The sequence below is a fragment of the Vibrio azureus genome (assembly GCF_002849855.1).
In the GTDB taxonomy this organism is placed as follows: domain Bacteria; phylum Pseudomonadota; class Gammaproteobacteria; order Enterobacterales; family Vibrionaceae; genus Vibrio; species Vibrio azureus.
In genome coordinates this window covers 2,161,394-2,185,098 of sequence record NZ_CP018616.1, presented here as the reverse complement: position 1 = coordinate 2,185,098, position 23,705 = coordinate 2,161,394, and the positions used below count along the sequence as shown (strand labels likewise).

The following is a 23,705-nucleotide window of genomic DNA, read 5'->3' as shown; positions in this document are numbered from 1 at the left end:
GTAACAAGAGGACAAAAATGGCGATTAAAGTACTGGTTGTTGATGACTCAAGTTTTTTCCGTCGTCGGGTGAGTGAGATTATTAACTCAGATCCACGCCTTGAGGTGATGGATGTCGCAGTGAATGGCAGAGAAGCGGTAGAAAAAGCCAAGTCACTGAGGCCTGATGTCATTACGATGGACATTGAAATGCCAGTGATGGATGGCATTACTGCTGTACGTGAGATCATGTCATCATCCCCTACGCCTATCTTGATGTTTTCTTCTCTGACACAAGATGGAGCCAAGGCAACGCTAGAAGCCTTAGATGCTGGGGCTTTGGACTTCCTACCCAAGAAGTTCGAAGATATTGCTCGAAACCGTGACGAAGCAACATCGCTGTTACAGCAGCGTGTTACCCAAATCGCAGCGAAACGTGCTTTCATGCGTCGACCAATAGTAAAGCCGACGATTACCACAGAAAAAAGCGCGGTCGACCGCCCAATGATGGAGCGTTCCATACCACGCTCCAGCACAACGCCTGCTGCTACGCCTCATCGTGCAGCGTCGAATAAATTTAGAGCATCAGGTAAAAAATATCGCCTCACTGCCATCGGGACATCAACAGGTGGGCCGGTCGCGTTGCAGAAGATACTGACACGATTGCCAGTCAACTATCCGCACCCTATTTTGCTGGTCCAACATATGCCTGCCACTTTTACTGAGGCGTTTGCGAGCCGTTTGAATTCATTATGTAAGATTCAAGTGAAAGAAGCTTGTGATGGTGACGTGCTTCAAGCCGGTGTTGCCTATTTGGCCCCGGGCGGTAAGCAAATGATGGTCGATGGAAGAGCAGGAGCCGCTCGGCTGCGTATCATCGATGGCGGTGAACGAATGAATTACAAGCCTTGTGTTGATGTGACCTTTGGTTCAGCAGCAAAAGTGTTCGGCGAACATGTCTTGTCGATGGTACTGACTGGTATGGGTGCAGATGGGCGTGAAGGGGCGAGAATGCTAAAAGCAGCAGGCTCGACCATTTGGGCGCAAGATGAAGAAAGCTGTGTTGTGTATGGTATGCCACAAGCTGTAGCGAAAGCTGGGATCTCATCTGAAGATCTACCGCTTGAACGTATTGCTGAGCGTATTTTAGTTGAAGTGGGCTTGGGATAGGACATCGCATGATCGTTTGGAGCGTTGCTAACCAGAAAGGCGGTGTGGGGAAAACCACATCAACGGTGACATTGGCTGGTTTGCTGAGTCAAAAAGGCCATCGTGTTTTGATGGTTGATACTGACCCGCATGCGTCACTGACAACTTACCTTGGTTATGACTCAGATGGTTTAGACTCCAGTTTGTTTGATTTATTTCAACTGACTGTTTTTTCTCGAGATACGGTTAAACCATTGATCATACAAACCGAGTTAGAGGGAATGGACCTGATTCCTGCTCATATGTCACTGGCGACTCTGGACCGTGTGATGGGTAACCGAGGTGGAATGGGGCTTATCTTAAAGCGAGCGCTTGCCGCAGTATCACAAGACTATGATTACGTATTGATTGACTGTCCACCTATTCTTGGAGTGATGATGGTCAATGCATTGGCCGCCAGTGATCGCATTTTGATTCCAGTTCAAACGGAGTTTCTGGCCATGAAAGGGCTGGAGCGAATGATTCGAACGCTAACGATCATGCAAAAATCCCGTCCCAGTGGCTTCAAAGTGACCATTGTGCCAACGATGTATGATAAACGAACCAAAGCATCGTTACAGACATTACTTCAGTTGAAACGTGACTATCCAGAGCAAGTGTGGACGTCAGCTGTTCCAATTGATACTAAATTTAGAGATGCAAGCTTAAAGCGCTTACCGGCCTCACATTTTGCTTCAGGCAGTCGAGGCGTATTTGCCTACAAGCAGTTACTGATCTATTTGCAGAGGTTATCGTTTGATGAACAATAACGATATCCTTTCAAGTGAACAGGCTCTTGATGATTATTTTCATGCCCTATTGGATGAAGAGACAATCATGCAAGAAGAGCTTGACGTGGATGCTCTGCACCAACATGCGCCAGAGCCAGAGCTACAAGAACAACGGCAACATTCTACACTTAACCGGAAGTCATACGATGAAACCTACGCACCTGAAGTAGACCGACCAAACTTAGAAGGTGTGCAGCGTTTACTAAAACAGCTTGAGTCGCAAGACTCTGTGGCTGAAAGTAAAGTGGACAATGTTCCTGTACAAAGCAAGACCGAACTGAAAAGTAAACAGGATGTGGATCTTGTAAGCGTCGCAGAAGAAATCCAAGAATGGGATACGTCGGAGGTTGAGCTTTCGACTGCATCGTTAGTTCAACCTGAAACTTCCACTGTCCAGCATGAGGCTGAGTTAGTCGAAGTAAGCTCGTTGGATTCAGATGACTCAGTTGCGACGACTTTGGAAAAGCAACCGGAAGCACAAGCAACACCCGTTGAAAGCTGGCAAAGTACTCATCGAAGTGAAGATTTTCAAGTCTTGTACTTTGAAGTAAACAGCATCACGTTTGCTGTACCACTCGATGAGTTAGGCGGTATTCACCAGATAACAGAGCTGAGCCACCTTATTGGCCGACCTGCATGGTATTTAGGTCTTCAAACGAGTCGAGAGCAGCAGTTTGATGTTGTCGACACGGCAAAATGGGTCATGGCAGACAAGCTTGTTAATGAAGACTATAAAGATAATTACCAATACATTGTTATGCTCGGTGAGAGCATGTGGGGGTTAGCGAGTCACCAACTTATGGGAACTGAAAAGCTCAGTGCTGATAATGTTCGTTGGCGAGAGAAGGCCGGTAAGCGACCTTGGCTAGCAGGTATGGTGAAAGAAAAAATGTGTGCTTTGATTCATGTTGAAGCACTCATCGACATGCTGAACGCGGGTTTAGATGTCAAAGCAATGAATTAAAATTTGGTCGGGAACGATATTAACGAGGATTAATTATGTCTCAAGCTTTTGAAGTAGAAATGAAGAAAAACGCATCGAATGATGAGGTACTTCAGTGGGTAACGTTCCAACTGGAAGAGGAAACGTACGGTATTAACGTAATGCAAGTTCGGGAAGTACTTCGTTATACTGAAATTGCTCCAGTACCAGGCGCACCAGACTATGTCTTAGGTATCATTAACCTACGTGGCAGCGTAGTGACGGTTATTGACACTCGCTCACGCTTTGGATTGATGGAAGGTGAAGTGACAGATAATACTCGTATTATTGTTATCGAGTCTGAGCGTCAAGTTATTGGTATACTAGTAGACAGCGTTGCTGAAGTTGTTTATCTGCGTTCTTCAGAAATTGACACAACACCATCAGTTGGAACTGATGAAAGTGCTAAGTTTATTCAGGGTGTGAGTAACCGAGATGGCAAACTACTCATCTTAGTTGATTTGAACAAGCTGCTTAGCAATGATGAATGGGATGAAATGGCTCATCTTTAATGGTGTGAAAGATAATGTCTGACTACTCTTCTTTGAATCTACCGTTTATCGTTGGCGGTCTATCATTGGTATTCATCGTGCTCCTTCTATTTATGTTACGCATTAAAGCAGGGCTACGAAAACAGCTAGAGCAGCAGCGTATCAAAGCACAACATAGTGACAAAGAATGCCAGAAGCTGGGTAAACAGCTGTTGGAATTACGTTCTGTCGTTGTGGGGCTCGGCCATAAGATCACAGAACAGCAAAATGAATTGCAGCACCTAAAAGAGCGTACTCGAGAGCTCGAACATGCGGATACAGATGGACGTCTTTATAGCAGAGCTTCCAAAATGGTCCAATTGGGTGCCGACATCAATGAATTGATAGAGGAGTGTGAGCTGCCAAAAGCAGAGGCAGAACTCATGCTTTCTCTTCAAAAGAAATTAGCTGGTGAAGAAAAAATTCCTCCTTTAAGTGGTCAACCTTTTGACGACTCTCCTCGGCGCCCCAGAGGACGACGTAAATAAAAAGAAGCGAAAATTTCTCAGACTGACTGATGACGAACCCTGCTTTTTCAAGTGGGGTTCTTTTTTGTTAGTTACCATTTACCGAATTAATAGGCCCCCAAACGTTGTCTCGCTGAATAAAGTATCTTGAGGTTTCTCGGCTATGAGATTACTTGGGTATGGTTGTATTTTTTATTAAAATTCAGTTTGATATCTGCATGGCATTCATTTGTCTAATTTGTGATGTTGAATGAGCAAAAAGCCATCGTGTCAGTCACTTCCTGACTTTGTTATTCTATTTTGTCTTCATAAAGCTGTGCTAGTATAAGTTCTCGTTCACTTTTTAGTTGAAGTTTTATGTTAGAAGTCTCTAACCTTACCGCGATTCGTGATGAGCGGGTTTTATTTGAAGACCTACAATTTGAAGTTAAACTAGGTGAGTTAATTCAAATTGAAGGACGTAACGGTACAGGCAAAACAACATTATTACGAATCATTGCTGGTTTAGCAGACAGAGATGACGGATTCATCAAGTGGAAAGATGAGCAGATTGAACAATGCCGGGATGTTTTTCATCGAGACTTGCTCTTCTTGGGTCATCAAACCGGTGTTAAGCGAGATTTGACAGCATTAGAAAATTTGAAATTCTATCAAGCCATTCATAATACTCCGACCTCTGATGAATCACTATTTTCCGTATTGGCTCAAGTGGGGCTCGCAGGGCGAGAGGACGTGTTGGTTGGTCAACTTTCTGCAGGCCAACAGCGCCGCGTTGCTTTGGCCAGACTTTGGCTAAGTAATCAGCTTTTATGGATTTTAGACGAGCCTCTTACAGCAATAGATAAACAAGGCGTTCAAGTGTTGGAGTCTCTCTTTGTCGCACATGCGAAGCAAGGAGGAATCGTTATTCTTACTACCCATCAAGATATGTTCGCAGATAACCCTCTTCTTAGAAAAATTAAGCTAGGTGACTAGATGATTTCGTCGATGATGACCATTATTCGGCGCGAATTGCTGATCGCATTTCGTCGTCAAGCCGATATCCTCAATCCTCTGTGGTTTTTTATTATTGTGATCACTCTTTTTCCTCTCGGAGTTGGGCCAGCAAGTGATTTGTTAGCACGTATTGCAGCGGGCATCATTTGGGTTGCAGCCTTGCTATCGGCTTTATTATCATTGGAACGTCTATTTCGAGATGATTTTCAAGACGGCGCATTAGAACAAATGATGCTGATGCCGATCCCTTTACAACTTGTTGTTATTTCAAAGGTGATGGCACATTGGCTGTTGACTGGTTTGCCTTTAATTTTAATCAGTCCACTCATCGCGATTTTATTATCCTTAGATTTCAATACTTGGTTAGCGGTTGTATTGACACTAATGATTGGGACGCCTACGTTGAGCTTCATTGGGGCTATTGGCGTCGCTTTAACCGTGGGCTTACAAAAGGGGGGAGTACTATTGAGTTTACTTATTCTCCCTTTATTCACGCCAATTCTGATCTTTGCGACTGCTGCAATTGATGCCGCTGCATTGGGTATGGCGTATAACGGTCAATTGGCAATTTTAGGTGCGATGTTGGCCGCAGCAGTAACATTGACTCCATTTGCCATCAGTGCAGCATTAAGAATTAGTGTTAACTAGCACGCAAAATGCAAATATATGGTGCTTGATCAAAGAATTATTATCTAAGCACTGCTACGGTCTTTGCCGTCTTAGATTGTATCCCTGAAGTAAAAGCGAGAACTTAACATGTGGAAATGGTTACATCCTTACGCCAAGCCTGAAACCGCTTACCAATTGAGTGGTCAACTCCTCCCTTGGTTTGCTGGATTAGCACTTGTCTGTTTGTCGGTTGGAACTATTTGGGGATTAGCTTTTGCCCCATCAGATTATCAACAGGGTGACAGCTACCGAATTATCTATATCCATGTTCCAGCCGCGATTTGGTCGATGGGAGTTTACTTATCCATGGCCATTGCTGCTTTTATTGGTTTTGTATGGCAAGTACGGCTTGCTGAGTTAGCGGCTTTAGCAATGGCTCCAATTGGTGCAGTGTTTACTTTCATCGCTCTTTTGACGGGAGCGATATGGGGAAAGCCAATGTGGGGAACCTGGTGGGAATGGGATGCTCGCTTAACGTCAGAACTCATACTTCTCTTTCTCTATCTTGGCGTTATTGCTTTGTATCATGCGTTTGATGATCAAAAATCGGCAGCGAAAGCCGCGGGAATTTTAGCGATGGTTGGGGTAATTAATTTACCGATCATTCACTTTTCGGTGGAATGGTGGAATACCCTTCATCAAGGAGCAACGATCACAAAATTTGAGAAACCATCAATTTCACCCAGTATGTTTTGGCCTTTATTACTCAATATTTTTGGCTTTGCTTTCTTCTTTGCCGCTGTCACCATGATTCGCTTCCGCAATGAAATCATTAATAAAGAAAGTCATCGTCCTTGGGTACGTAAACTTGCGATTGAAAAAACTCAGTGAGGTATTACATCATGCATTTTGAATCTCTGAGCGAGCTATTGAGCATGGGAGGGTACGCTGCTTATGTATGGAGTGCATTTGCCATCACCTTTGTATCGATGTTTATTCTAGCGGGTGTGAGTCTTCGTCGCAGTCGCACTTTGCTAAAAGAAGTGAAGGTCAAAATGGATCGTCAAGCGCGTATTGATGCAGCGAAAGATATGGAGAACACGCTATGAACCCAAGGCGCAAAAAACGGTTAGCCATCGCATTAGCGATTATCCTAGGGATAGGAACAACAATTGGCTTGATGCTTTACGCTTTAGGTCAAAATATGGATCTTTTTTACACGCCTAGTGAATTAGTTAACGGCAAACCAGATGGCACCAAGCCACAGGTCGGTCAGCGTTTACGCATTGGAGGCATGGTTGTCGAAGGCTCAGTGCGCCGTGACCCTGAATCACTAAAAGTGAGCTTTGCTCTGCATGATGTCGGCCCTAAAGTAACGATTGTCTATGAGGGCATTCTTCCTGATCTATTTCGTGAGGGGCAAGGTATTGTTGCACAAGGCGTTCTCGAAAACGCCACAACAGTGAAAGCCAGTGAAGTGTTGGCGAAACACGATGAAGAATACATGCCGCCAGAAATAGCGGAAGCGATGCAGAAATCCCATCAGCCGTTGCAATATACTGAAGAACAAAAACAAGGAAGTGATGAATGATTGCTGAAATAGGTCACTTTGCTCTGATTCTTTCTCTAGCGATGGCGGTATTGCTCAGCTTTTTACCTCTATGGGGTGCTGCGAAAAATAACACTATGCTGATGAATACAGCTCGACCGTTGTCTTGGTCGATGTTTCTCATGCTACTCTTCTCTTTTGTGATTTTATCTTGGTGCTTCTACAGTAACGACTTTACAGTCCAGTATGTCGCCAGCAACTCAAACAGCCAATTACCTTGGTACTATCGCTTGACAGCAGTATGGGGGGCGCACGAGGGCTCTCTATTACTTTGGGTGTTGATTCAAGCAGGCTGGACGGTGGCAGTTGCAACGTTTAGCCGCGGGATGCCGCAAGAGTCGGTTGCTCGTGTACTGGCTGTGATGGGGATGATTTCAGTTGGATTCTTGCTGTTTATTATTCTTACGTCTAACCCTTTCTTACGTACCTTACCGTATTTTCCAGTGGATGGCCGTGATTTAAATCCATTGTTGCAAGATCCTGGGCTCATCGTACACCCTCCTATGTTGTATATGGGGTATGTGGGTTTCTCGGTGGCGTTTTCTTTTGCCATTGCTTCATTGATGACAGGTCGCCTTGATACTGCCTGGGCTCGTTGGTCTCGTCCATGGACAACGGCTGCGTGGGTTTTCCTTACTTTAGGCATTGCTCTTGGCTCTTGGTGGGCTTATTACGAATTGGGCTGGGGAGGCTGGTGGTTCTGGGACCCAGTTGAAAATGCTTCCTTTATGCCATGGTTGGCGGGCACAGCTTTGATGCATTCGCTGGCGGTGACAGAAAAACGAGGCACATTCAAAGCGTGGACAGTATTGCTGGCTATTTCAGCATTTTCATTGAGTTTGCTTGGAACCTTCTTGGTGCGTTCCGGTATTTTAGTATCCGTGCACGCGTTTGCTTCTGATCCTTCACGGGGCATGTTCATCCTTGCTTTTCTTGTCTTTGTTATTGGTGGCTCTTTATTGCTGTTTGCCGTGAAGGGGGCATCGATCCGTGTCAGAGGAAACTTTGCTTTGCTCTCACGTGAAAATGCATTGCTTGGCAATAACATCATTCTTATTGCAGCCTTAGTGGTGGTGCTCGTTGGGACACTACTGCCTCTAGTACACAAACAAATTGGGCTGGGTTCTGTTTCTATTGGCGCGCCATTCTTCGACATGCTCTTTGCATGGCTCATGATGCCTTTCGCTTTCCTCATGGGCATTGGGCCATTAATCCGTTGGAAAAGAGATAATTTATCCAAGTTACTCATTCCGATGATGACCTCAGGCATACTGGCCTTTGGTTTAGGGGCCGTGTGCGTCTATCTGTTCGCTGACTTCTTTTCCGTCATGGCTTACATTGGGTGGACGATGGCCATTTGGATCATTGCGATGCATGGCTTTGAGCTGTATGAGCGAGCAACACATAGGCATGATTTTGTCGATGGAGTAAAGAAATTACCACGAAGCCACTGGGCAATGATGCTAGGCCATATTGGATTAGCAGTGACCATTATTGGCATCAGCATGGTGCAAAATTACAGTATTGAGAGAGATGTTCGATTAGCTCCTGGAGAGTATTTCCAAGCTGAAGGCTATCAGTTCTTTTTTGCTGGGGTTCGTGACAAAGACGGTCCTAATTATGACGGCTATATTGCAGATTTTGAAATCAGCCACGACGGCCGTTTTATTAACACGTTACATGCAGAAAAGCGCTTTTATCGCACCGCAAAATCGATGATGACGGAAGCGGCGATTGATCGTGGCGTTACTCGAGATCTCTACATTGCAATGGGAGAAAGGCTTGATGATGGTCGCTCTTGGGCTGTTCGCATTTATTATAAACCTTTTGTCCGTTGGATCTGGGCGGGTGCGCTAATTATGTCTTTGGGAGGAGCTCTGGCCATTTCTGACCGACGCTATCGCTTCCGTAAGCCCGCTAAGCAGGAGGCATTAGCCAATGAGTAAGAAAATATTGTTTATTCCGCTTCTCGCTTTTTTAGTGCTTGCTGGCATTTTTGCGGCACAACTGCTTCGTAATCAAGATGGCGATGATCCAACCAAACTTGAGTCTGTTTTGATCGGAAAAGCGGTCCCTAAGTTTCGTCTGGAAGACTTAGCTGAGCCAGGTAAAGAATATGATCAGGCGATTTTTAAAGGTGAACCTCTATTACTGAATGTTTGGGCCACATGGTGTCCTACCTGTTATGCCGAGCACCAATATCTTAATGATTTAGCTGGTCAAGGGGTTAAGATCATTGGAATGAACTATAAAGATGATCGTAATAAAGCCGTTGGCTGGTTAAATGAGCTAGGCAACCCTTATTTGATTAGCTTGTTTGATGGCAGCGGCATGCTAGGCCTTGACTTGGGAGTGTATGGTGCGCCCGAAACTTTCATTATTGATTCTAATGGTGTGATTCGTTATCGCCACGTTGGGGATGTGAACCCACGGAATTGGTCGGAAACTTTAGAGCCACTTTATAATCAATTGCTTGAGGAGACAAAACAGTGAAAAAGTTCCTCTTAGTCATCTTCACTGCTCTATTCTTGTCTTTCATTGCGCAGGCTGCGATTGAAGTGTATGAGTTTGATACCCTTGAGCAAGAGCAACAGTTTAAGGAATTAGGGCATACTTTGCGTTGTCCTAAATGTCAGAACAACACGATTTCAGATTCGAATGCTGAGCTGGCGCAAGACTTACGCCATAAAGTCTATGAAATGACGAAAAATGGCCAGTCAAAACAAGAAATCGTTGATTATATGATTGCTCGTTACGGTAACTTCGTGACGTATAATCCACCATTTACCTTCGCCACCGCGATCTTATGGTTGGGGCCTCTTATAGTCGTTATAGGCGGCTTTGGACTGATTATATGGCGCAGTCGCCGATCCAAACAGCACAGCAAACCAGATCCCAGCACACAATGGAACGAGGAAAAAGAAGCGCGTTTAAAGTCTTTGCTTGAGGAAGAAAACAACGGAGAATCGAAGTCATGACTCTATTTTGGATTTCTACCGTTTTACTTACGTTGGTTGCTTGTATTTTAGTGGCATTGCCATTCATCAAAAAAAAGAGCAACAATGACGATGTGTTACGTGATGAACTTAACAAAGCACTCTATAAAGACCGTCTATCAGAGTTGGCTGAAGAAACTAACGAAGGCTTAGTTGAGAGTCAAGATGAGCTTATTTCTGACTTGAAGCAGTCATTACTTGATGATATTCCTCATGATAAGCAGCGTAAAGAAATTCATATCTCGCCTAAGGCCGTGCTAATACCTGCATTATTATTAACTGTTTTGATGAGTTACGGTTTGTATTTCCGCTTTGGTGGTGCTCAAGAGGTGGTTCAATGGCAAGAGGTAAACTCGAACTTACCGCAGTTGTCTAAAAAGCTATTATCCTCATCGGCAACGCCTTTGAGTGAGGATGAGCTAGCCGATCTGGCTTTGGCACTTCGCACTCGGCTACATTATCAGCCAAAAGATGCAACGGGGTGGATGTTGCTTGGGCGTGTTGCAATGGCGAATCGTGACGTAACAACTGCGGTAGAAGCGATGAAGAAGTCATACGCGCTAGACTCTGAGAATGCAAATATTCAATTAAGCTATGCTCAGGCTTTGATGTTATCGCAAGATGAGATGGACCGAGATATGGCTCGTTCTGTTCTTGGTCAACTGATCCAGCAAGATTATGTCGACGTAAAGGTATTTTCACTGCTGGCTTTTGATGCGTTTGAGCGACAAGACTTTCCTGCTGCGATTAAGTACTGGAGTCTCATGCAGCAAATGATTGGTGCTGACGATCCTCGTTATCAAATGTTGCAACGCAGTATTGAAAGTGCTCGTAAGCAGATTACCGGTTCAGACTTGAGTGATAAAAGTATTGCTGTCGAAATTAGCGTTTCGCCTCAAGCCCAGTTGAATCCTGATGCTGCATTGATCGTTTCTGTTCATCGAGCCGATGGTTCACCGATGCCTGTTGCGGCAGCTCGATATCCACTGGGATCATTTCCGCGCACCGTTGTCTTAGACGATAGGAATTCCATGCTCGAGGGGCAGAAACTGTCCTCATTAGAGCAGTTTATTATTCGTGTTCGAGCTGACTCGGACGGCAATGTCGCCACCCGTGATCATGACTGGTATGGAGAAAGTGCAGTACTTGAATTTGGTCAACCGGCATCCGTAATGATTGATCAGCAGTATTAATTGGGTACACCACCTCACGTTTACCCAACATTATTCTAACTGCGCTGGTGGTATGCAGCCCCACAATAAAGTAGAATGAAAAATGCCAGTTCAAGTACTGGCATTTTGTTTTCTTACCTAAGTGCTTTTTTGGTCGCAGTGGAATCCGCCAAATAAAGAGTGCTAAGGATATTAACCATCGTTATGGAACGAAGCATGCAGCGCAAATTTACCTCCATTTTTTTGCTGTTTCTTGTTGTTGGGCTAGTGGGTTGTTCCAGTGCTCCTCGACAGACAACAGACGCGGAAGGCAATGTCATTACCTCTGATGTTTATGACCCTTTTGAAGATTTTAACCGCACTATGTGGGATCTTAACTACAATTACCTTGACCCATATTTGGTAAGGCCAGTTGCTCTTACCTACGTTGATTATACCCCAGTGCCTATTCGGGCCGGAATTGCCAACTTTTTATCCAACTTAGATGAACCTTCGAGTATCGTAAATAACCTGTTAATGGGTAACGGTGAAAGAGCCGTCGATCACTTTAACCGTTTCTGGATCAACTCTACATTTGGCTTATTTGGTCTCATTGATATTGCGACAGCCGCAGGCATTTCAAAAGATGGCAACAAAGCATTCAGTGATGCTGTTGGTCACTATGGTGTCGGTAATGGTCCTTATTTCATGCTGCCAGGCTATGGCCCTTATACATTAAGAGAAACGACAGATACGGTAGATGGAATGTACCTGCCTTTATCTTATCTCAATATCTGGGCAGGTTTGGGCAAATGGGCACTAGAAGGGCTAGAAAAGCGAGCGTTAGTGGTTCCTCAAGAAGCACAGTTGCAAACCTCTCCAGATCCATATGTTTTAACGCGTGATGCCTATCTTCAGCGCCAAGATTTTAAAGCGGAGATTGAGTCACCGGACGAAGAAGATGCAGAAGAAGAAGCTTATTTAGATGAGTATTTAGAAGAAGAGTTCTAATCTTCGGAAAATCTTTGAACATAAAAAGGCTGGAGTTCCAGCCTTTTTTATTAGGATTGGTTATATTAACCTCTTAAAAACTGCGGCTGTACTGTAAGCCAAACAGGATAGCATCAGCACGTGTGGTTGCTTCGATAGTGCTGCCTAAGCTTGATGTTTGCTTGACTTTAACGTCTTTGCCCATTAAGTAGGTAAAACCAACATCGATATTTGAAACGTTATCTATGTGGTAGGTTGCTCCAGCGGAAAACCACTGACGTGATGAATCAGGAACCGATACCGAAGTTATAGAATCCTGAGCGCTAGTGTCATACATGTAACCAGTTCGAAGTGTCCAATCTGAGTTCATGTAATAAGTGCCACCGATGGCATAGTGCCACCCATCCTGCCATTTATATTGGTCAAAAGTATACTTCTTGCCATTTACAGTACCGTCAAGGGTCTCGAAGGTATTCCAGCCTATCCATTGGATACTGTAGTGAACAGCAAACTTAGTATTCTCAAGTTTATGGTAACCTGAAAATTCAGCCATATCCGGTAAAGGCAACTTTAATTTACCTCCAGAATCTTTTGGCCCTGCTAGGATATAAGTAATATCGCCATCACCCTCTACCTCTGGACTATGGTGGTAAGATAAGCCAAAACGATTGTTTTGGTCTAACTCGAACACGGCACCCACATTGAATCCTACGCCAAAACCTTCGGCATCAGCATTGAGCAGAGTTGTTCCTTTTGGGGGAAGAGGTATTTGTGGGGGAACATCAAATCCCTGCTTACGTTCTAGTTTTCCGATACCGTAGACAATATCAAGACCAGCACCAAAGCTCCATTGGTCATTTAGCCTATAAGAAGCAGCAACGCCCAAGTTAGCACTTTTCACATCAGTGAGCCCACCGAATTCAGACCAGACTAGATCATTTGAAAATTCAGTTTTTGTACCAAAATTTGTATAAGCATTAACCCCCCATGCGAATTTTTCGTTAACTGGTACTATAAGATGGATATTAGGGGCAACAGATGTACTGCCGATATCATCATGATCAGTATTGTCACTGACTAGGCCTGATAGGGCTGTATATTTGACATTTTTTGCCGATATATCGGTGGTTATTGTTTCGAACCCCAGAGATAACTCCATTTTATCGAAAAGAGCCATGGCGGCAGGGTTTCTTGCCATTACTGAGGCATTATCGGCGATAACGGCATCACCAGCGAAAGCACGACCAAGACCAGTTGCAGACTGAGCATTTAACTGAAATCCTGCTGCCATGGCTTGGCTTGACGCCATGGTAACGGCCACTGCTAAGAGAGTCTTATTAAATAGACGCATTATTTATTCCTTGTTAGTTTTGTCTTTTGGAACGGTAAAATTGGCGTTGGGGTAGTTAACCAATAGTGCGTTGATACTAGTTCATAAAATCTGGCTTGTTAGTCATTTTTTGCTTCAAAATGTAAAAATGCAGGTCAAATTGGCCGAAATGGCAGTTAAATTGCAATATGTAGAGTTTTAGCTCTATTTTTTGATGTGATGATATGGCTTCGATTTCTCCTCTTTTAGCGAGATTTACTTATATGTAAGCAGAGTCTTACATTTTTACCGATTTTCGTACCGATTCTGCTCATTTTCTCGTCGTTTAAACACTGCCTTTCTTCCTGAATACTTCTTTTATCTTTGAATCACTGCGCACTTGAGAATCATTGTCGCACCTGAAAGCTAAGGCCGTCTCGTTGCACACAGAATCTTGAGATTACTTGGGTATATTGAACAGAGTTTACATTGTGTACAGTTTTCACAGTGTACAGAGGTCGGTGGATTGAATTGAATATAAGCTAATGCCGTTAAAATTGATCTATTTCAAAAACTCAATTCGTGAAGCGGTTATAGTCGTCCATGTCATCTCGTTGGTCTAAATAGGCCAGCATGTTGAGCAAGATGACTTTCCTTTTTGAAGGCTGACTTTACTTTCTCTTAATCAGTAATTGATTGTTTTACAATTGGTTTTAAATTAGTTGTTTTATCATGATTTTGACCACACTTAATTGTGTGGTTTTTTTTATCTTATACCCAAGTGACTTCAAGATGCTTGATTCAGAGCGAGGTCACTGAGTCGAATTCAAGGAAGACAACGAAGCGGAATAGTATTCTATTTCCAAGTTGTCTGACGCAAGAAGTCGGCTCAGTGACACGCTCCCAAAGGTCATCTCGCTGAACACAGTATCTTGAGGTTACTTGGGTATAAACTTTCTATTTCCATTTCTCTTTCCCTTTCTCTCGTTTTTATAGGACTGTGCTTTTCTAGATGTCATAAACGAATTTCATTAGATTGCCCAGTCAATACTGTGTGGTTGCTTGACGGTACTGTAAAGCCGCCTACTGTCACGTTTATTTAAACGCATGTTTGAAACCTTTAACATTTTGATTACACTATCTTCAGGTCAGACCTCTTGTTTAAAGGAGAAAATATGGGCAAGCAGGAAGTAAGAACACGTCAAGGTGAGCGTATTGCCATTGTGGCAGGGCTAAGAACCCCTTTTGCTCGTCAAAGTACTGAATTTAGCCAAGTACCTGCAGTCGATCTTGGTAAAATGGTGGTTAATGAGTTGCTTGAGAGAACCGATATCGATCCAAAGTTGATCGATCAAGTTGTGTTTGGTCAAGTGGTACAGATGCCAGAAGCTCCTAATATTGCGCGTGAAATTGTACTAGGAACGGGAATGAACATTCATACCGATGCCTACAGTATCACCAGAGCGTGTGCCACCAGTTTCCAGGCTGCGGTGAACGTAGCAGAAAGCATCATGGCTGGCAGTATAGAAATTGGAATTGCAGGTGGTGCTGACTCTTCTTCTGTTGTGCCTATCGGCGTGTCTAAAAACTTAGCGGCCAACCTTTTAGCTTTGAGTAAGACCAAAACTTTGGGACAGAAGCTAAACCTGTTGAAAAAGTTGAGCTTCAAAGATCTGGTGCCGGTTCCTCCTGCCGTTGCAGAATACTCAACAGGCTTATCAATGGGGCAAACTGCAGAGCAGATGGCCAAATCACATAGTATTAGCCGTACAGATCAAGATGCTTTTGCCCATCGCTCTCATACGTTGGCCTCTCAAGCTTGGCGAGAAGGTAAAATTCAAGATGAAGTGATGACGGCTTTCCCTGAACCTTATAAACAGTGGATCTCTGAAGACAATAATATTCGTCATGATTCGACACTTGAGGGGTATGCAAAACTTCGCCCCGCTTTCGACCGCGAATATGGCAGTGTGACGGCAGCTAATAGTACCCCTTTAACTGATGGCGGTGCCGCTGTTATGCTGATGTCAGAAAGCAAAGCCAAAGCATTAGGCATGGAGGTTTTAGGCTTCATTCGTGGTTATGCATTTTCGGCGATTGGCGTTGAAACAGACATGTTGATGGGCCCAACGTATGCCACGGCAAAAGTACTAAGCAATACTGGCTTAGACTTAGCGGACCTCACCCTCATTGATATGCATGAAGCATTTGCTGCGCAGGCGTTAGCGAACGTGAAGATGTTTGCCTCAGATACTTTTGCTCAAAATCACCTTGGGCGCACTAAAGCCATTGGGGAAATCGATATGGATAAGTTTAATGTCCTCGGTGGATCTATTGCTTACGGGCATCCATTTGCTGCGACCGGAGCACGGATGATGACTCAAACTCTGCGAGAATTAAAACGTCGAGGTGGGGGACTGGCATTAAATACCGCATGTGCTGCAGGCGGTCTTGGCGCAGCAATAATTTTGGAGGTTGAGTGATGAGTAAGCAACAAGCATTGAATTTAACCATTGATGAGCAAAACATTGCTTGGCTGGCGATTGATGTGCCCAACGAAAAGATGAATACACTGCAGGCGGCTTTTAGTGATGAAATGGTGGCAATCTTTCATCAACTGGAAGACATCAGCGATATTAAGGGGTTAATCGTTCACTCTCTTAAGCCGGATAATTTTGTTGCAGGTGCCGATGTGCGAATGTTAGAAGCCTGTACAACAGCACATGAGGCTGAGACACTTGCCAAGCACGGACAGCAGCTTTTTCAACAGATGGCGGATCTTCCTTTTCCCGTCGTGGCTGCGATCCATGGTCCTTGCTTAGGGGGAGGATTAGAGTTAGCGCTCGCTTGTGATTATCGGGTATGTACAGACTCAAACAAAACACGTCTTGGCTTGCCGGAAGTCCAATTAGGTCTTCTTCCAGGTTCAGGAGGCACTCAGCGTTTACCTAGGCTCATTGGTTTATTACCTTCGTTGGATTTGATCCTGACAGGCAAACAACTGCGTGCTAAAAAAGCGAAAAAATTAGGGATAGTGGACGCTTGTGTACCGGAAATTATCTTGTTGGAGGTGGCGAAGAGTTTCATCGAAAAAGGTAAAGTAAGAGATCAAAAGAAACCCTCGACCAAAGAAAAAATAGTGTCAGGAAATAGCTTGGCTCGTAAGTTAGTATTTGAACAAGCTGCCAAGAAAACTCATGAAAAAACGCGAGGTAACTATCCTGCTGCCAAGGCCATTTTGGAAGTGATTCAATTTGGATTGGAAAAGGGGTTTGGCTTAGGGCAAGAGTTGGAAGCAAAACGATTTGGCGAATTGGTGATGAGCCCTGAATCGAAAGCACTTCGCTCGATCTTCTTTGCGACCACTGAAATGAAAAAAGAACATGGAGCTGAAGCTGAGCCTAGGTCTATCCACAAAGTTGGAGTGCTTGGTGGAGGCTTGATGGGAGCTGGGATCAGTTATGTATCCTTGGCCAAAGCACAACTGCCCGTAGCCATAAAAGACGTTAGCAACGATGGCGTCTTAAACGCTTTTAACTATAATTACAAATTGCTTGAGAAACAGCGTAAGCGTCGCATTCTTTCCAAGGCAAATGCCCAAGCAAAAATGTTGCAGTTGACAGGTGGCATCGACTTTACTCACTTTAGTAAAGTTGATGTGGTCATGGAAGCAGTATTTGAAGACTTGGATCTTAAGCAACAAATGGTTGCGGATATCGAAGCGCATACAAAGCAAAATACTATTTTTGCAACCAATACCTCTTCACTACCCATTTATCAAATTGCTGCACAGGCAGAACGGCCGGATAATATTATTGGCTTGCATTATTTTAGCCCAGTAGAAAAAATGCCGTTGGTGGAGGTTATCCCTCATGAAACCACTTCGGATAGTACCATTGCGACCGTCGTTGCCTTGGCAAAAAAACAGGGTAAGACTCCGATTGTTGTTAAAGATAAAGCGGGGTTTTACGTTAACCGAATACTTGCGCCCTATATGAATGAGTCTGCGTTGATCTTGTTGGAAAATGAGCCAATTGAGAAACTGGATGGGGCTTTACTCGATTTTGGTTTTCCTGTTGGTCCGATTGCTTTGCTTGATGAAGTCGGTGTCGATATCGGCGCCAAGATCATGCCGATTATGGTCAAAGAATTGGGTGAACGCTTTAAAGGTCCGGAAGTGTTCGATACATTATTGAATGATGGTCGAAAAGGGCGTAAGAGTGGAAAAGGTTTTTATACTTACAAAGGCAAAAAGAAAGACGTCGACAAGTCCGTTTATAAACTGTTGAACTTAAACCCAGAATCTAAGCTATCTGGCGATGAGATTGCACTACGCTGTGTTTTACCAATGTTAAATGAAGCGGTGCGCTGTTTGGACGACGGTATTATTCGCTCTCCCCGTGATGGTGATATTGGTGCGATATTTGGTATCGGGTTCCCGCCCTTTTTAGGTGGGCCTTTCCGCTATATTGATCAGTTTGGTTTAAGAGCACTGGTTGAGAAAATGAATGAGTTTGCTGCTAAATATGGTGAGCGTTACGCCCCCTGTGATGGATTACTCACACGCGCTGGTGAAGGTCGCTGTTTTTACGATGAATGAATCTTAGCAAGATATTCGCAGTAAAAGATTGCCAAGTGACAAATTAATTAGCGGTAAATTGTTTAGTGACAAATCGCGAAGTGAGCAACTAGGCGGCCAGCTCTGAGCCGCCTAGTTTTATTAGCGAATGCTTTAAGCGTTTGCTGTGATAAGCTTTTTCCTATTTAACCCATGCCTACATCTTTTGGTAGTAGCTGGAATGCTTCAATTGAGCCGATATCTTTTCCAAGTGTCATATGCGTTGGTTGATGTTGCGTACCTCGTGAATGCATGATTAGTCGATTAGCGGTACGGGGTTTCAGTTCATTGACGACAAAGCGGATCATATCCACCCGTGTTAATGTTTTTAGTGCGGCTAATACTTTTTCTCGTTGATTAAATTCAACATCTTTGTTACCAATTGCGACCCATAAGCGCTGTGCTCGGCCTCTTAGAGTGGTATCTGGGGTAGAAATTTGTTCCCAAAGCCCGCGTTTACTGCTGTGCCATTGGTAATCATTAAGTTCTAATAACACCATATAAAACGCATTTAAAAACTCATCGATGGAGGTTGCTAATTCTGCTGGTGAAGCCTTAGGCGATTGAACATACAGCACAATTCCAGGATGTCGGTTTAAAGGCATATTCCCCGTACCAACCATATAGCCGAGTTGTTGCTTAGTCCGAATCTCATGAAAGAAGGTGGCGGACATGAGATGATTCGTCAGCGAATAGAGAGCAATGTTGCTTGGTTCAGTATTTTCACATTGATGGTATATAACAATGGCTGAGTCGTCTTGATTACAATCGAGTTCGTATTGGAAACTACCATGTTCACCGAGCATGACGAGAGGACGCAGTGCTTCTTCGTAACGTTGTTCTTTGACTCGTAAAGTATTCTTTAACGTTGCTGCCATCTCATAAGCTTGCTCGCGTTGCCAATCACCGTAGACAAACATCTCAACGTGCAGTTCAGCCAAAATTGCCTCCACAAAAGCGGGGAGCTCATCCACTTCAATATCTGTAAGTGCTGCCAAAAGTTCGGAGTGTGGGGGGTTATTAGGTTGAAGTAACCCGGTGAGTGCATTAAAAAGCTGCGAAATTGGACGATCTTGAGTAGCATTTTGCCAATTTCTCATGAGTTGCTGTTTGATGGTGTCAAAACGTTCAGGATTGAAATCACGATCTTTAAAGCGTTTTAAGATCATTTGCAGCAATTGTGGCAAGTTTTGGCTAAACCCCGATAAGGTGAGAGTCACGCCTCCTTGATGAGCGTACATATTGTACCCCATACCAGCAATCTCTGCTTGGTAGGTTTCGGTGGCCAGTGAATCAAGAAACATTTCTACGCAGAGACGGGTTTTAACGATATTGGGTACTGACGCCACAGCGTGTGAGCTATCAATCGCGACGTAAACGACGCCTTTAGGGACTCTAAATTCATCATCTTGTAAATGCCATAGACGAAACCCTTCTAAATCTTCGATGAGTTCAGGAAGTGAGCCGTTTTTCTCTAGTGGCTTTGGGTCAAGTTCGTAGCAAATATATGGGTTTTTATCAGGCAACTGAAATGACCAATTGGGATCGGTTTGGTGGTAGAGTTTGACTTGTTCTGCACTAAAAGGGACAACCGAGTAAGGAGTAAAATACCACTGTGCGCAACGGTCATAGCTGAACCCTTTGGCAACTACAGTTGCTCTTAGGTTGTCGACGGTGAGAAGATTAAGTAATGTGTTGAGTACGGCCTCATCATACCCGACCATCTTGTAATCGCCGTAAATGATATCGTCTGGCTGATAGTGCTGCATATTAATGACAAGATGGCTGGCAAGATCCATTGGTCGAGAAGGTTCCTGAAAGCGGAAAGCAGATTCTAAGACAGCTTTTTTTTCAAGATAACGCCACGCATCCAGCCCTTTTGCTTTAATGAGCTCGATATACTGAAAAATCGCTTGGATGATCTGGTCTGTGTGTTTGATTCCCGATGGTGTCAAAGCACAACTGACCGTGAAATCGCGATAGTTGCTACCACTTGCTCCTCCTCCAGCAGTTAATGAGGTTATCCATCCTTTGTTTTTAAGCTGCAGCATTAAACTTCCTTCACCCTCATACCCGAGAAGGTTGGCAAGGTAAGAGAGTGGCTTCATCTCATAGTAAGCTTCCATACTCGGTAATGGAAAAGTAAGAATCAATTTGCGCAAATTTTTAACCGGTTCAACATGAACCATCACAGAGGTGCTACTTTGGCAACTGATGGGCTCATTGATGGTTTTTCCGTTGAGGTTATGGTTTGGGATACCACTAAACATGTTGGCTACCCAAGTCTGAAGCTCATCTAAGGACTGTGGACCAATCACGGTGAGTGTCATCAAATCTGCAGAGTATTGATCATGATGAAAAGCGACGATTTCATCACGAATGGATTGACCGTCTCTGTCACCTAACGTTTCCAAATTACCAACAGAGAATTTCGCTAAAGGGTGCTCAGGGTTAATCAGTTCTTTGTTAACTTGATAGAGACGACGCGAGTCATCGTTAATTTTTAACTTATATTCCGATTCAACGGCCTGCCGCTCTTTGTCTAAAGCATCTTCGTTAAAAAGTGGTGCGGTAAAAAATTGACTGAAACGATCCAACCCTGATTCAAATGCATCAGGCGTAATATCGAAGAAAAAACAGGTATGTTCGGTCCCTGTCCATGCATTATTACTTCCACCGTGTTGAGTAATGAAACTCTGAAATTCGCCAACTTTGGGGTATTTTTGTGTACCTAGAAAGAGCATGTGCTCGAGATAATGGGCCAACCCTTGGCGCTCAATGGGGTCATCAAAATGTCCGACATTAACAGCCAGAGCCGCAGCTGATTGTTGTGCTGTATCGGAATGAATCAGCAGCACACGTAGCGCGTTGTCAAGAGTAAGGTAACGGTATTGATTGGAATCGTTTGGGCTTTGGTGCACAGGGGCATCTCCAAATTTCTTGTTTGATTAATTATGACCTCCGAATGGTACGATGCAAAGTTTGTGCATCAATGAACCTCGTTTTTGGGCAATTTAGCTATAAAATGCTAGGTCGTCGCTTTTCTCTTGAGGACTTTGATGAGTTTTGACACTGAATATGCCTTAAACCGACTTTACTTGGGTATCTGCTTAAGTTTTTAAAGTGATTACTTTGTATTTTCGTGACTTTTTGAGTATATATACCCCAAGCATCTTTAGGTGACTTGGGTATAGGACATAACATGAAAATATTTATTTTGCGCCATGGTGAAGCCGAGCATTTTGCCGATAGCGATGAAGAAAGGCCGTTGACACCAAAAGGCAGAACAGACTCTACTGCCGTTGCCCGTCTGTGCAAAGAAAAAGGCTTTGCTCAATTTGACAAAGTTTTGGTCAGTCCATACCTTCGAGCTCAGCAAACTTGGCAAGAAATTAGTACATATTTCTCAGCTAAGAGTATCGACACATGTGATGACATCACTCCTTATGGCCAGTCAGATCAGGTGTTTGACTTCGTAAATGCATTGATTGACGTTGAAAATCTTCAATCCATTCTTTTGGTCTCTCATTTACCATTAGTGGGTTACTTAACGTCTGAATTTGTGAAAAAAATGACGCCACCGATGTTTCCGACATCGGGTTTGATTTGCATTGAATTTGACCCACAAACACAAACTGGCGAGATGTTATGGAATATTTCACCTTAACGTGTATTAGGCGGGTAAAGGGTCTTAGGCAGTAAGCTTTTTCACAAGACAACTTGAACACAATGAAACTGGGCAGTAGGTTCTGCCCGTGTTTCAAGGACATTAAATGTGATGACTTAGATAAATTACTTCTCTGGAATAGAGAGTAATACGAGAAGAGCGCCATCACCGCCAAATTCGAGTGGGGCTTGGTGAAAAGCCATCACATCAGGATGTTGGGCCAACCAAAGCGGCGCTTTTTGTTTCAGAATATGCTTACCGATGCCGTGTTGTACACAGGCACAATGAATTTCATTTTTTATGCAGTAAGCAATCATAGCGCCGAGTTCGCGTTTGGCTTCGTTCTGAGTCATACCATGCATGTCTAAGAACACATCAGGTACATATACACCTCTACGTAGACGCTTTACTTCATAGGTAGAGACATCGTCACGAGCATATCGAGTTGGACCTTCTGCATTAAGCAGCGGTACGAACTCATCAGAGAAGTAAAACTCGGCATCACTTGCCTCACGAGAAGTGCGGGTGATTTCTTTTTGTTTAGTATTTTTTTTTGGTTGCTGGATTATGGTATCCTGTCGCAACTTTTTAACGCCCTGTACTGCATCTTTAAACAAGGCGAAATCGTCATCATGTTTGGTGTCTTTTTTGCTCATTGGATAACTATTTTGTTTTTACAAGTTCATGGCAGTATTGTAGCGCTTTTCGGAGGCAATTTTGGATAAGATTTTTGTAGAAGAAGCGGTATCGGAGCTCCATACCCTTCAAGATATGATTCGTTGGACGGTAAGTCGCTTTAACGCCGCTAACCTGTTTTACGGTCATGGCACTGATAATGCGTGGGATGAAGCCGTTCAGCTTATTCTACCAACACTCTATTTGCCGATTGATGTGCCTCCGCACGTATTAAACTCTCGTCTAACGACAAGTGAGCGCCTGCGTATTGTGGAGCGTGTAGTAAAACGCATCAATGAGCGTACACCGACGGCATACCTAACCAACAAAGCGTGGTTCTGCGGCCTTGAGTTCTTTGTTGACGAGCGTGTGCTTGTGCCTCGTTCTCCAATCGGTGAATTGATCCAAGCGGAGTTTCAACCTTGGTTAGTGGAAGAACCTGCTCGTATCATGGATCTATGTACTGGAAGCGGTTGTATTGCGATTGCTTGTGCACATGCCTTCCCTGACGCAGAAGTAGACGCGATCGATATTTCAACGGATGCCCTGCAAGTTGCCGAGCAAAACGTGCAAGATCACGGCATGGAGCAGCAGGTGTTCCCAATTCGTTCTGATTTGTTCCGCGATTTACCAAAAGAAAAATACAATCTTATCGTGTCTAACCCGCCGTATGTGGATGAAGAAGACATGAATAGTCTTCCTGACGAGTTCACGCATGAACCTGAACTTGGTCTTGCAGCAGGCACTGATGGCCTAAAATTGGTTCGTCGTATTCTTGCTAATGCACCAGATTATCTAACAGAGAACGGTATTTTAGTGTGTGAAGTTGGTAACTCGATGGTGCATATGATGGAACAATACCCTGAAATTCCATTTACTTGGCTTGAGTTCGAAAACGGCGGTCATGGTGTCTTTATGTTGACATATGAGCAGCTTGTTGATTGCGCAGAAGAGTTTAAGTTGTATAAAGACTAGGCATCGCGGCTAATCTGTGATGATTCCATAGCCTATAAAGCTTGTGCAAAAAGCTGTTTTAATCGCGCTTATCCCTCTTGTTAGTCGGTTTCTATTTTAAGTACCGAGCTTTTATTTAAACACCGAGCCCAAAAGCTCGGTGTTTTTGTTTTATCTGGCTTAACTACCTAGGGT

General features: G+C 43.9%; 22 protein-coding genes. 19 read left to right on the top strand and 3 right to left on the bottom strand.

Going from position 1 to position 23,705, the window contains the following annotated elements:
• Positions 1–17 precede the first annotated feature (17 nt).
• The 15 genes from BS333_RS09930 to BS333_RS09860 all read left to right on the top strand — a co-directional run bounded on the left by BS333_RS09930 (position 18) and on the right by BS333_RS09860 (position 12,308).
• Positions 18–1,148: a protein-glutamate methylesterase/protein-glutamine glutaminase gene (locus BS333_RS09930; RefSeq protein ID WP_021708870.1), complete on the top strand. Its 1,131-nt coding sequence runs from the start codon at positions 18–20 to the stop codon at positions 1,146–1,148.
• Between the two features lie 8 nt (positions 1,149–1,156).
• On the top strand, positions 1,157–1,936 hold the full coding sequence (locus tag BS333_RS09925; protein WP_021708869.1) for a ParA family protein: 780 nt from the start codon (positions 1,157–1,159) through the stop codon (positions 1,934–1,936).
• Entirely contained in the window at positions 1,926–2,921 is a 996-nt protein-coding gene (locus BS333_RS09920) for a chemotaxis protein CheW (RefSeq protein WP_021708868.1), read from the top strand. Before BS333_RS09925 ends, BS333_RS09920 begins: the two co-directional genes overlap by 11 nt.
• A 35-nt stretch (positions 2,922–2,956) precedes the next feature.
• Positions 2,957–3,451 carry a chemotaxis protein CheW gene (locus BS333_RS09915; protein ID WP_021708867.1) on the top strand — a complete coding sequence of 165 codons (495 nt, stop codon included), beginning with the start codon at positions 2,957–2,959 and terminating at the stop codon, positions 3,449–3,451.
• 14 nt (positions 3,452–3,465) lie between these two features.
• Entirely contained in the window at positions 3,466–3,957 is a 492-nt protein-coding gene (locus BS333_RS09910) for a DUF2802 domain-containing protein (RefSeq protein WP_021708866.1), read from the top strand.
• Positions 3,958–4,293: 336 nt separating this feature from the next.
• The gene (gene ccmA / locus BS333_RS09905; protein ID WP_021708865.1) at positions 4,294–4,911 is read left to right on the top strand and encodes a cytochrome c biogenesis heme-transporting ATPase CcmA; all 618 of its coding nucleotides are present in this window, start codon (positions 4,294–4,296) and stop codon (positions 4,909–4,911) included.
• On the top strand, positions 4,912–5,580 hold the full coding sequence (ccmB, locus tag BS333_RS09900) for a heme exporter protein CcmB (RefSeq protein ID WP_021708864.1): 669 nt from the start codon (positions 4,912–4,914) through the stop codon (positions 5,578–5,580).
• Between the two features lie 108 nt (positions 5,581–5,688).
• The gene (locus BS333_RS09895) at positions 5,689–6,432 is read left to right on the top strand and encodes a heme ABC transporter permease (protein WP_021708863.1); all 744 of its coding nucleotides are present in this window, start codon (positions 5,689–5,691) and stop codon (positions 6,430–6,432) included.
• Between the two features lie 11 nt (positions 6,433–6,443).
• Positions 6,444–6,650, top strand: coding sequence for a heme exporter protein CcmD (gene ccmD / locus BS333_RS09890; RefSeq protein WP_021708862.1), 207 nt, complete (start codon positions 6,444–6,446; stop codon positions 6,648–6,650).
• A complete protein-coding gene (ccmE, locus tag BS333_RS09885; RefSeq protein ID WP_021708861.1) occupies positions 6,647–7,132 on the top strand; it encodes a cytochrome c maturation protein CcmE in 486 nt (161 codons plus the stop codon). The genes ccmD and ccmE overlap by 4 nt, the downstream gene beginning before the upstream one ends.
• The gene (locus tag BS333_RS09880) at positions 7,129–9,096 is read left to right on the top strand and encodes a heme lyase CcmF/NrfE family subunit (RefSeq protein ID WP_021708860.1); all 1,968 of its coding nucleotides are present in this window, start codon (positions 7,129–7,131) and stop codon (positions 9,094–9,096) included. The genes ccmE and BS333_RS09880 overlap by 4 nt, the downstream gene beginning before the upstream one ends.
• Positions 9,089–9,643, top strand: coding sequence for a DsbE family thiol:disulfide interchange protein (locus BS333_RS09875; protein ID WP_021708859.1), 555 nt, complete (start codon positions 9,089–9,091; stop codon positions 9,641–9,643). The genes BS333_RS09880 and BS333_RS09875 overlap by 8 nt, the downstream gene beginning before the upstream one ends.
• Positions 9,640–10,128, top strand: coding sequence for a cytochrome c-type biogenesis protein (locus BS333_RS09870; RefSeq protein WP_021708858.1), 489 nt, complete (start codon positions 9,640–9,642; stop codon positions 10,126–10,128). Before BS333_RS09875 ends, BS333_RS09870 begins: the two co-directional genes overlap by 4 nt.
• A complete protein-coding gene (gene ccmI / locus BS333_RS09865) occupies positions 10,125–11,339 on the top strand; it encodes a c-type cytochrome biogenesis protein CcmI (RefSeq protein WP_021708857.1) in 1,215 nt (404 codons plus the stop codon). The genes BS333_RS09870 and ccmI overlap by 4 nt, the downstream gene beginning before the upstream one ends.
• A gap of 195 nt (positions 11,340–11,534) precedes the next feature.
• Positions 11,535–12,308 carry an MlaA family lipoprotein gene (locus BS333_RS09860; protein WP_021708856.1) on the top strand — a complete coding sequence of 258 codons (774 nt, stop codon included), beginning with the start codon at positions 11,535–11,537 and terminating at the stop codon, positions 12,306–12,308.
• Positions 12,309–12,381: 73 nt separating this feature from the next.
• Here the strand turns inward: BS333_RS09860 and BS333_RS09855 are convergent, their stop codons facing one another.
• On the bottom strand, positions 12,382–13,638 hold the full coding sequence (locus tag BS333_RS09855) for an outer membrane protein transport protein (protein ID WP_021708855.1): 1,257 nt from the start codon (positions 13,636–13,638) through the stop codon (positions 12,382–12,384).
• Between the two features lie 1,133 nt (positions 13,639–14,771).
• On the opposite strand from BS333_RS09855, the gene fadI reads away from it, so the two are divergent.
• On the top strand, positions 14,772–16,079 hold the full coding sequence (gene fadI, locus BS333_RS09850; RefSeq protein WP_021708854.1) for an acetyl-CoA C-acyltransferase FadI: 1,308 nt from the start codon (positions 14,772–14,774) through the stop codon (positions 16,077–16,079).
• Positions 16,079–18,196 carry a fatty acid oxidation complex subunit alpha FadJ gene (gene fadJ / locus BS333_RS09845; protein ID WP_021708853.1) on the top strand — a complete coding sequence of 706 codons (2,118 nt, stop codon included), beginning with the start codon at positions 16,079–16,081 and terminating at the stop codon, positions 18,194–18,196. The genes fadI and fadJ overlap by 1 nt, the downstream gene beginning before the upstream one ends.
• Positions 18,197–18,360: 164 nt before the next feature.
• Here the strand turns inward: fadJ and BS333_RS09840 are convergent, their stop codons facing one another.
• A complete protein-coding gene (locus BS333_RS09840) occupies positions 18,361–21,135 on the bottom strand; it encodes an insulinase family protein (RefSeq protein ID WP_021708852.1) in 2,775 nt (924 codons plus the stop codon).
• 281 nt (positions 21,136–21,416) lie between these two features.
• Here BS333_RS09840 and sixA point away from each other — a divergent pair, with 281 nt between their 5' ends.
• Entirely contained in the window at positions 21,417–21,881 is a 465-nt protein-coding gene (gene sixA, locus BS333_RS09835) for a phosphohistidine phosphatase SixA (RefSeq protein WP_021708851.1), read from the top strand.
• 125 nt (positions 21,882–22,006) lie between these two features.
• On the opposite strand, the gene smrB is transcribed toward sixA, so the two are convergent.
• Complete coding sequence (gene smrB / locus BS333_RS09830) at positions 22,007–22,537, bottom strand: endonuclease SmrB (RefSeq protein WP_021708850.1); 531 nt, start codon at positions 22,535–22,537, stop codon at positions 22,007–22,009.
• A 61-nt stretch (positions 22,538–22,598) separates the two neighbouring features.
• Here smrB and prmB point away from each other — a divergent pair, with 61 nt between their 5' ends.
• On the top strand, positions 22,599–23,531 hold the full coding sequence (prmB, locus tag BS333_RS09825; RefSeq protein ID WP_021708849.1) for a 50S ribosomal protein L3 N(5)-glutamine methyltransferase: 933 nt from the start codon (positions 22,599–22,601) through the stop codon (positions 23,529–23,531).
• Positions 23,532–23,705 lie beyond the last annotated feature (174 nt).

Coding starts and splice junctions, on each gene's coding strand:
- fadJ (WP_021708853.1), top strand. CDS start 16,079: ATGAGTAAGCAACAAGCATTGAATTTAACCATTGATGAGCAAAACATT.
- BS333_RS09895 (WP_021708863.1), top strand. CDS start 5,689: ATGTGGAAATGGTTACATCCTTACGCCAAGCCTGAAACCGCTTACCAA.
- ccmD (WP_021708862.1), top strand. CDS start 6,444: ATGCATTTTGAATCTCTGAGCGAGCTATTGAGCATGGGAGGGTACGCT.
- BS333_RS09860 (WP_021708856.1), top strand. CDS start 11,535: ATGCAGCGCAAATTTACCTCCATTTTTTTGCTGTTTCTTGTTGTTGGG.
- BS333_RS09910 (WP_021708866.1), top strand. CDS start 3,466: ATGTCTGACTACTCTTCTTTGAATCTACCGTTTATCGTTGGCGGTCTA.
- BS333_RS09855 (WP_021708855.1), bottom strand. CDS start 13,638: ATGCGTCTATTTAATAAGACTCTCTTAGCAGTGGCCGTTACCATGGCG.
- BS333_RS09930 (WP_021708870.1), top strand. CDS start 18: ATGGCGATTAAAGTACTGGTTGTTGATGACTCAAGTTTTTTCCGTCGT.
- BS333_RS09880 (WP_021708860.1), top strand. CDS start 7,129: ATGATTGCTGAAATAGGTCACTTTGCTCTGATTCTTTCTCTAGCGATG.
- ccmE (WP_021708861.1), top strand. CDS start 6,647: ATGAACCCAAGGCGCAAAAAACGGTTAGCCATCGCATTAGCGATTATC.
- sixA (WP_021708851.1), top strand. CDS start 21,417: ATGAAAATATTTATTTTGCGCCATGGTGAAGCCGAGCATTTTGCCGAT.
- ccmA (WP_021708865.1), top strand. CDS start 4,294: ATGTTAGAAGTCTCTAACCTTACCGCGATTCGTGATGAGCGGGTTTTA.
- BS333_RS09915 (WP_021708867.1), top strand. CDS start 2,957: ATGTCTCAAGCTTTTGAAGTAGAAATGAAGAAAAACGCATCGAATGAT.
- BS333_RS09920 (WP_021708868.1), top strand. CDS start 1,926: ATGAACAATAACGATATCCTTTCAAGTGAACAGGCTCTTGATGATTAT.
- ccmB (WP_021708864.1), top strand. CDS start 4,912: ATGATTTCGTCGATGATGACCATTATTCGGCGCGAATTGCTGATCGCA.
- ccmI (WP_021708857.1), top strand. CDS start 10,125: ATGACTCTATTTTGGATTTCTACCGTTTTACTTACGTTGGTTGCTTGT.
- BS333_RS09875 (WP_021708859.1), top strand. CDS start 9,089: ATGAGTAAGAAAATATTGTTTATTCCGCTTCTCGCTTTTTTAGTGCTT.
- fadI (WP_021708854.1), top strand. CDS start 14,772: ATGGGCAAGCAGGAAGTAAGAACACGTCAAGGTGAGCGTATTGCCATT.
- smrB (WP_021708850.1), bottom strand. CDS start 22,537: ATGAGCAAAAAAGACACCAAACATGATGACGATTTCGCCTTGTTTAAA.
- BS333_RS09925 (WP_021708869.1), top strand. CDS start 1,157: ATGATCGTTTGGAGCGTTGCTAACCAGAAAGGCGGTGTGGGGAAAACC.